Below are 4,172 nucleotides of genomic sequence, written 5' to 3' on the forward strand. Positions count from 1 at the left end.
AACGACATTACCATCTTCTTCGAGCTCGACCAAGAAAACGATTTAACCGTTGTATTCAATACTGAGTATGACCGCCACACGCTGACAGACCTCAGCATACGCCACATTGAAGTTGATAGCGACGATGGTACTTACGCAATCGATGAAGGCGACCACAGCGCATTGGTACTAGAAGGCAAACGCATTATCCATGACGCAGTGCATTACAAACTGCTTGATGAAGATAACGCGATTGATACCGATTTTTACCACGAAGTTTACGCATAGGAGCACATCATGAAAATACCATGCGTAAAGAAACCGTGTAAAGACTGCCCTTTTCGTGAAGATAGCTTGGAGGGTTGGCTTGGTGAGCAACGAGCTATTCAAATAGCTGAAAGCCCATCGTTTGTATGCCACAAGAACACTGATTTGCAATGTGCTGGCCACATGATTATGCGCGGCCACAGCAACTCATTCGTGAGAATGGCAGCTCGGTTAAATGTGGATTTAGGGCTTAAGGGTCAAATCCTAGTGTTTGACGACACTCAAGATTTCATTGACCACCACGCATAAGGAGCATGACCATGTTAAAGCAAATAGTAGATATGGGGATTATCTCCGCAGTGTTTTATTACGAGCTGGACGGTGAAACGGCTGTCATTCATGAGTTGAGATTAGGCGGTGCTGAGTCGGTGAGCTATCCGCTTACTGATAAATGGGATGCTGACAACTTTAGCAAGATGTTAAGCCGTGAGATTGGTCTTGATGTTGTGGTCTATGAAAGCGAGGCGGCGTAATGATCCAGTATCACTATAAAAGCGTTTGCGGCACTAAAACTTATAGCCCTGTAAACAAAATAACAGTCAAAGACACTTCGCCTGTTGGCTGGACTGAATCAAAAAGTCCAACCGTAATAGACGACCTGCATAACTCTACTGGCGAAACCTTTAATGTTTTCTTTTGGAGCAATAGCAAAATGCCGTTGATTGAATTTTTTAACATTGTGCTTGATGCAGTTGGAAAGGTTGAAGGTTTTGATTATATCGATGTCGATCATTTAATAGCATCTGACCTTGCAGACGGGGTGCAATCATGAAATGGCTAATTTTTATCACGTTTGGCGCTCTTATGGGCGCAATCACTGTCACTGCTGCTAATGCCGACACGGTTATCATCGACGACAAGGCTTACACAGTGGTCGAGATTGACGGTGAAAAGTTAGTTAGCAATGAATGGCAGCCGACGACTATTGACGGCTATACGGACGAGTATAGAGCGTCTGACGAATACAAAACGGTTAAGGCTGCGAATGAGAGCCTACGCAGAATCAAACAGCAATAAGGAATAAGACGATGAGTAACGCAAACGTAGTAGCTAGCCAATTGGCGGTAATGTCTGAAAATCTAAACATGAAAAGTGTTGATATTGGCAGCCTTTACCAAACGCTTAAAACAACTGTTTTTAAAGACGCTAAAGATGACAATGAATTTGCAGCTTTAATGGTGGTTGCTAATCAGTACGGTTTAAACCCATTCACTAAAGAGATTTATGCTTTTGCTAAAGGTGGCAAGGTTACACCTATCGTATCTGTAGATGGTTGGGCAAGGTTGGTTAATGACAATCCGCAATGTGACGGTATTCAGTTTGAACAAGACGACGATAGCGCAGTCTGTAAGATTTACCGTAAGGATCGAAGTCACCCAACTATCGTTACTGAGTATTTAGCGGAATGTAAGATGAACACTGAGCCTTGGAAGAAGTACCCAAAGCGAATGCTAAGACATAAAGCGTTTATTCAGTGTGCGCGTATGGCGTTTGGTTTTAGTGGTATCTATGACGAAGATGAAGCACAGCGCATCAACGCTAGTCCAGTGAATGCCATGAAGGACGTTGAGCCAGTAGATGATGGTTATACCGAGTTCTACAACGAGCAGCAACCAATACTGCTAGACGCTGCAAACAAAGGCATGGACGAGCTTATGAAGGCTCACAAAACACTCAATGCGCTAGACGATAAAGAAGGTGCTAAGCGTTTATGGGCTGAAATTAGTCCGAACTTAAAAGAGAAGGCTCAACAAGCTGACTTAAAAGCAGCCGAAGCTGAAACCATAGACGATGCGGAGGTGGTCGATGAACCTACTACAGAGGCATGATGAATGGCTCGCTGACAGGGTTGGAAAAATAACTGCCAGCCGTGTCAAAGGTATTGATGCTAAGCCTCAAAAGGGCAAGGCATTAAACCGAACCATGATAGAGCTGTTGGTTGAAAGGTTAACTGGTGAGGTTGAGGACAGGTATATCAATGCAGCTATGCAGTGGGGTATTGACCACGAACCTGACGCAATCGCAAGTTATGAAAACATCACTGGTGAGTTTGTCGTTGGCTGTGGATTGATTGACCACCCTACTATCTCAATGAGTGGCGCAAGTCCTGATGGTCTAATCGGTAAAGATGGATTGCTTGAGGCTAAGTGTCCGAACCGAGAAACACACATGAATACAATACTCACGCAGCAAGTGCCTGACGAATATATGCCACAGATTACATGGCAGTTGGCTTGCACTGGCCGCAAGTGGTGTGACTTTGTTAGTTATGATCCACGTTTCAGCGAAAACCTACAGACCGTCATTATCCGTGTTCATGTGGCTGACGTTGATATTGAAGCAATCGAAAACGAAGTTGCAGCTTGCAATGCCAAACTAAATCAAATCATTGAAAACCTAGGCACGTCAAAAAAAGGTCATGTAGAGCAGGTGGCAACATGAGCGAAGTCAAAGCAACACTTGAAGTATTTAGGATTATCAGGGATAGCGATTTTGCGATAAGCGTCAATTACTTGGTAGATAAAACTGGATTTGATAAGCGGCGCATACAGCGTCAAGCAAAAACGCTAACTGAGTCAGGCTTAATAAGTCGCATTGGTGACAATCCAATTGGCGGCTATGTTTATAAAGTTATACCCAGCTCAGGGGGCTAATACTGAGTGGTTACCTAGCCAGTAGTGACCAATAACGCTGGCGGCGGAGATTGACAATTCCTTACGTGAGAAATCATGTTGCTCTGAAAAAGCAGTCGAGGCAAAGCCGATTGACCACCGATAGCACTTAGTGCAGGTCACCCTATTTATTAATGAGGATTTGGTTATGAATAAGAATATCGAGAAACAAGCATTAGGTGTTATTCAGAATTTTAACAACGCAGCTCAAGGATTAGAGCGCCAAGCAATCATTATTACTTATACCGATAACGACAACATCACCACGTTTAACGATGGCGATGCTAATAGCGTATTGCTGACTATGGCTAACAGTCTGGCGCAGACGCTATCAGAGGTCGTGGTTAATCTAAGCGCAGATGAGCAGCATGCGCTGATAGAAAATGTATGCAACGAGATTTACAGCATGGCGATTAATAAATTGGATAAGGAGCAAAACGATGAATAATTTACAGCCGTTGAAGTGGGTTGACCATACCACAGTTGATTGCATAGACCATAGAGCGCAGGGCGCAGGTGTTTCATATCGAGTTTGCTATTTTGCCGATAAGTTCAGGGTTTACTGGGTTGACTCGATGGGCGGCAGTGATGGAAATAAGGAGTTTGATAGCTTGGACGATTTGAAAGTTTGGGTCAATACTGACCACTACCCTCACAAGATGCAGCCGTATGTTAAGCCCTTGCCTACTTGGATTAAAGCTACTGAACAGCTACCCACACATCAGCAAGAGGTTATCGTCTATCGTTACAACGATGACGAAGGCGCTAAGATTGAATACTCATTATATTTCAATGCTGATTATTTTGATGATGACGCAATGATTGGTTTTAGCGATGTAAAGAATGGCGGTGACTTTTTAACCGATGTTTACTACTGGCAGCCAATCGAGACAAAAGCACTCTATGAAGCAATGCTCATGCAATTACAGATTAGCGAGGTGACTAAGTGAATAACGAACGCATAAAAGAAATCGCACTGGCGAACGGCTTTAAACTCAAAGAGCAGCCGAACGGTGAAATGGATTTAAACCCTTATGTTTATGATTTTGCTAGGGCGTTGCTTGCAGAGCGCGACAAAGGTATAACGCCTATAAAAAGCCTTGCTTGTTTTGATGGCACAATATTAGGAGAGCGATTGTGAATATATATGAAGTGAGTTTTGAGCCGCTTTATCCAGTGCCTAGCGGATTCGTG

Annotated in this window: 11 protein-coding genes; all 11 read left to right on the forward strand. The window is 43.6% G+C overall.

The window, feature by feature from the left end; translation table 11 throughout:
* On the forward strand, positions 1-267 hold a 267-nt coding region (locus ABYU67_RS11850), incomplete at its 5' end, for a hypothetical protein (protein ID WP_372845458.1).
* Between the two features lie 9 nt (positions 268-276).
* Positions 277-555 (forward strand): hypothetical protein, encoded by a 279-nt coding sequence (locus ABYU67_RS11855; protein WP_372845460.1) that lies wholly within the window; start codon positions 277-279, stop codon positions 553-555.
* A gap of 11 nt (positions 556-566) precedes the next feature.
* Positions 567-779, forward strand: a complete 213-nt coding sequence (locus tag ABYU67_RS11860) for a hypothetical protein (protein ID WP_372845462.1) — start codon at positions 567-569, stop codon at positions 777-779.
* Complete coding sequence (locus tag ABYU67_RS11865; RefSeq protein WP_372845464.1) at positions 779-1,078, forward strand: hypothetical protein; 300 nt, start codon at positions 779-781, stop codon at positions 1,076-1,078. The genes ABYU67_RS11860 and ABYU67_RS11865 overlap by 1 nt, the downstream gene beginning before the upstream one ends.
* The gene (locus ABYU67_RS11870) at positions 1,075-1,323 is read left to right on the forward strand and encodes a hypothetical protein (RefSeq protein ID WP_372845466.1); all 249 of its coding nucleotides are present in this window, start codon (positions 1,075-1,077) and stop codon (positions 1,321-1,323) included. The genes ABYU67_RS11865 and ABYU67_RS11870 overlap by 4 nt, the downstream gene beginning before the upstream one ends.
* 11 nt (positions 1,324-1,334) lie before the next feature.
* A complete protein-coding gene (gene bet / locus ABYU67_RS11875) occupies positions 1,335-2,135 on the forward strand; it encodes a phage recombination protein Bet (RefSeq protein ID WP_372845468.1) in 801 nt (266 codons plus the stop codon).
* Entirely contained in the window at positions 2,113-2,748 is a 636-nt protein-coding gene (locus tag ABYU67_RS11880) for a lambda exonuclease family protein (RefSeq protein ID WP_372845470.1), read from the forward strand. Before bet ends, ABYU67_RS11880 begins: the two co-directional genes overlap by 23 nt.
* Positions 2,745-2,960 carry a hypothetical protein gene (locus tag ABYU67_RS11885; protein ID WP_372845472.1) on the forward strand — a complete coding sequence of 72 codons (216 nt, stop codon included), beginning with the start codon at positions 2,745-2,747 and terminating at the stop codon, positions 2,958-2,960. Before ABYU67_RS11880 ends, ABYU67_RS11885 begins: the two co-directional genes overlap by 4 nt.
* Positions 2,961-3,126: 166 nt before the next feature.
* Complete coding sequence (locus ABYU67_RS11890) at positions 3,127-3,426, forward strand: hypothetical protein (protein WP_372845474.1); 300 nt, start codon at positions 3,127-3,129, stop codon at positions 3,424-3,426.
* Entirely contained in the window at positions 3,419-3,928 is a 510-nt protein-coding gene (locus ABYU67_RS11895) for a hypothetical protein (RefSeq protein WP_372845476.1), read from the forward strand. The genes ABYU67_RS11890 and ABYU67_RS11895 overlap by 8 nt, the downstream gene beginning before the upstream one ends.
* The gene (locus ABYU67_RS11900; RefSeq protein WP_372845478.1) at positions 3,925-4,119 is read left to right on the forward strand and encodes a hypothetical protein; all 195 of its coding nucleotides are present in this window, start codon (positions 3,925-3,927) and stop codon (positions 4,117-4,119) included. The genes ABYU67_RS11895 and ABYU67_RS11900 overlap by 4 nt, the downstream gene beginning before the upstream one ends.
* Positions 4,120-4,172 lie beyond the last annotated feature (53 nt).

Origin of the sequence: Psychrobacter sp. (assembly GCF_041554015.1) — a bacterium.
Classification (GTDB): domain Bacteria; phylum Pseudomonadota; class Gammaproteobacteria; order Pseudomonadales; family Moraxellaceae; genus Psychrobacter.

What these genes read in the sequence shown, in the direction of transcription:
- bet (WP_372845468.1), top strand. Translation starts at nt 1,335, where the DNA reads ATGAGTAACGCAAACGTAGTAGCTAGCCAATTGGCGGTAATGTCTGAA.
- ABYU67_RS11890 (WP_372845474.1), top strand. Translation starts at nt 3,127, where the DNA reads ATGAATAAGAATATCGAGAAACAAGCATTAGGTGTTATTCAGAATTTT.
- ABYU67_RS11860 (WP_372845462.1), top strand. Translation starts at nt 567, where the DNA reads ATGTTAAAGCAAATAGTAGATATGGGGATTATCTCCGCAGTGTTTTAT.
- ABYU67_RS11885 (WP_372845472.1), top strand. Translation starts at nt 2,745, where the DNA reads ATGAGCGAAGTCAAAGCAACACTTGAAGTATTTAGGATTATCAGGGAT.
- ABYU67_RS11855 (WP_372845460.1), top strand. Translation starts at nt 277, where the DNA reads ATGAAAATACCATGCGTAAAGAAACCGTGTAAAGACTGCCCTTTTCGT.
- ABYU67_RS11895 (WP_372845476.1), top strand. Translation starts at nt 3,419, where the DNA reads ATGAATAATTTACAGCCGTTGAAGTGGGTTGACCATACCACAGTTGAT.
- ABYU67_RS11870 (WP_372845466.1), top strand. Translation starts at nt 1,075, where the DNA reads ATGAAATGGCTAATTTTTATCACGTTTGGCGCTCTTATGGGCGCAATC.
- ABYU67_RS11865 (WP_372845464.1), top strand. Translation starts at nt 779, where the DNA reads ATGATCCAGTATCACTATAAAAGCGTTTGCGGCACTAAAACTTATAGC.
- ABYU67_RS11880 (WP_372845470.1), top strand. Translation starts at nt 2,113, where the DNA reads ATGAACCTACTACAGAGGCATGATGAATGGCTCGCTGACAGGGTTGGA.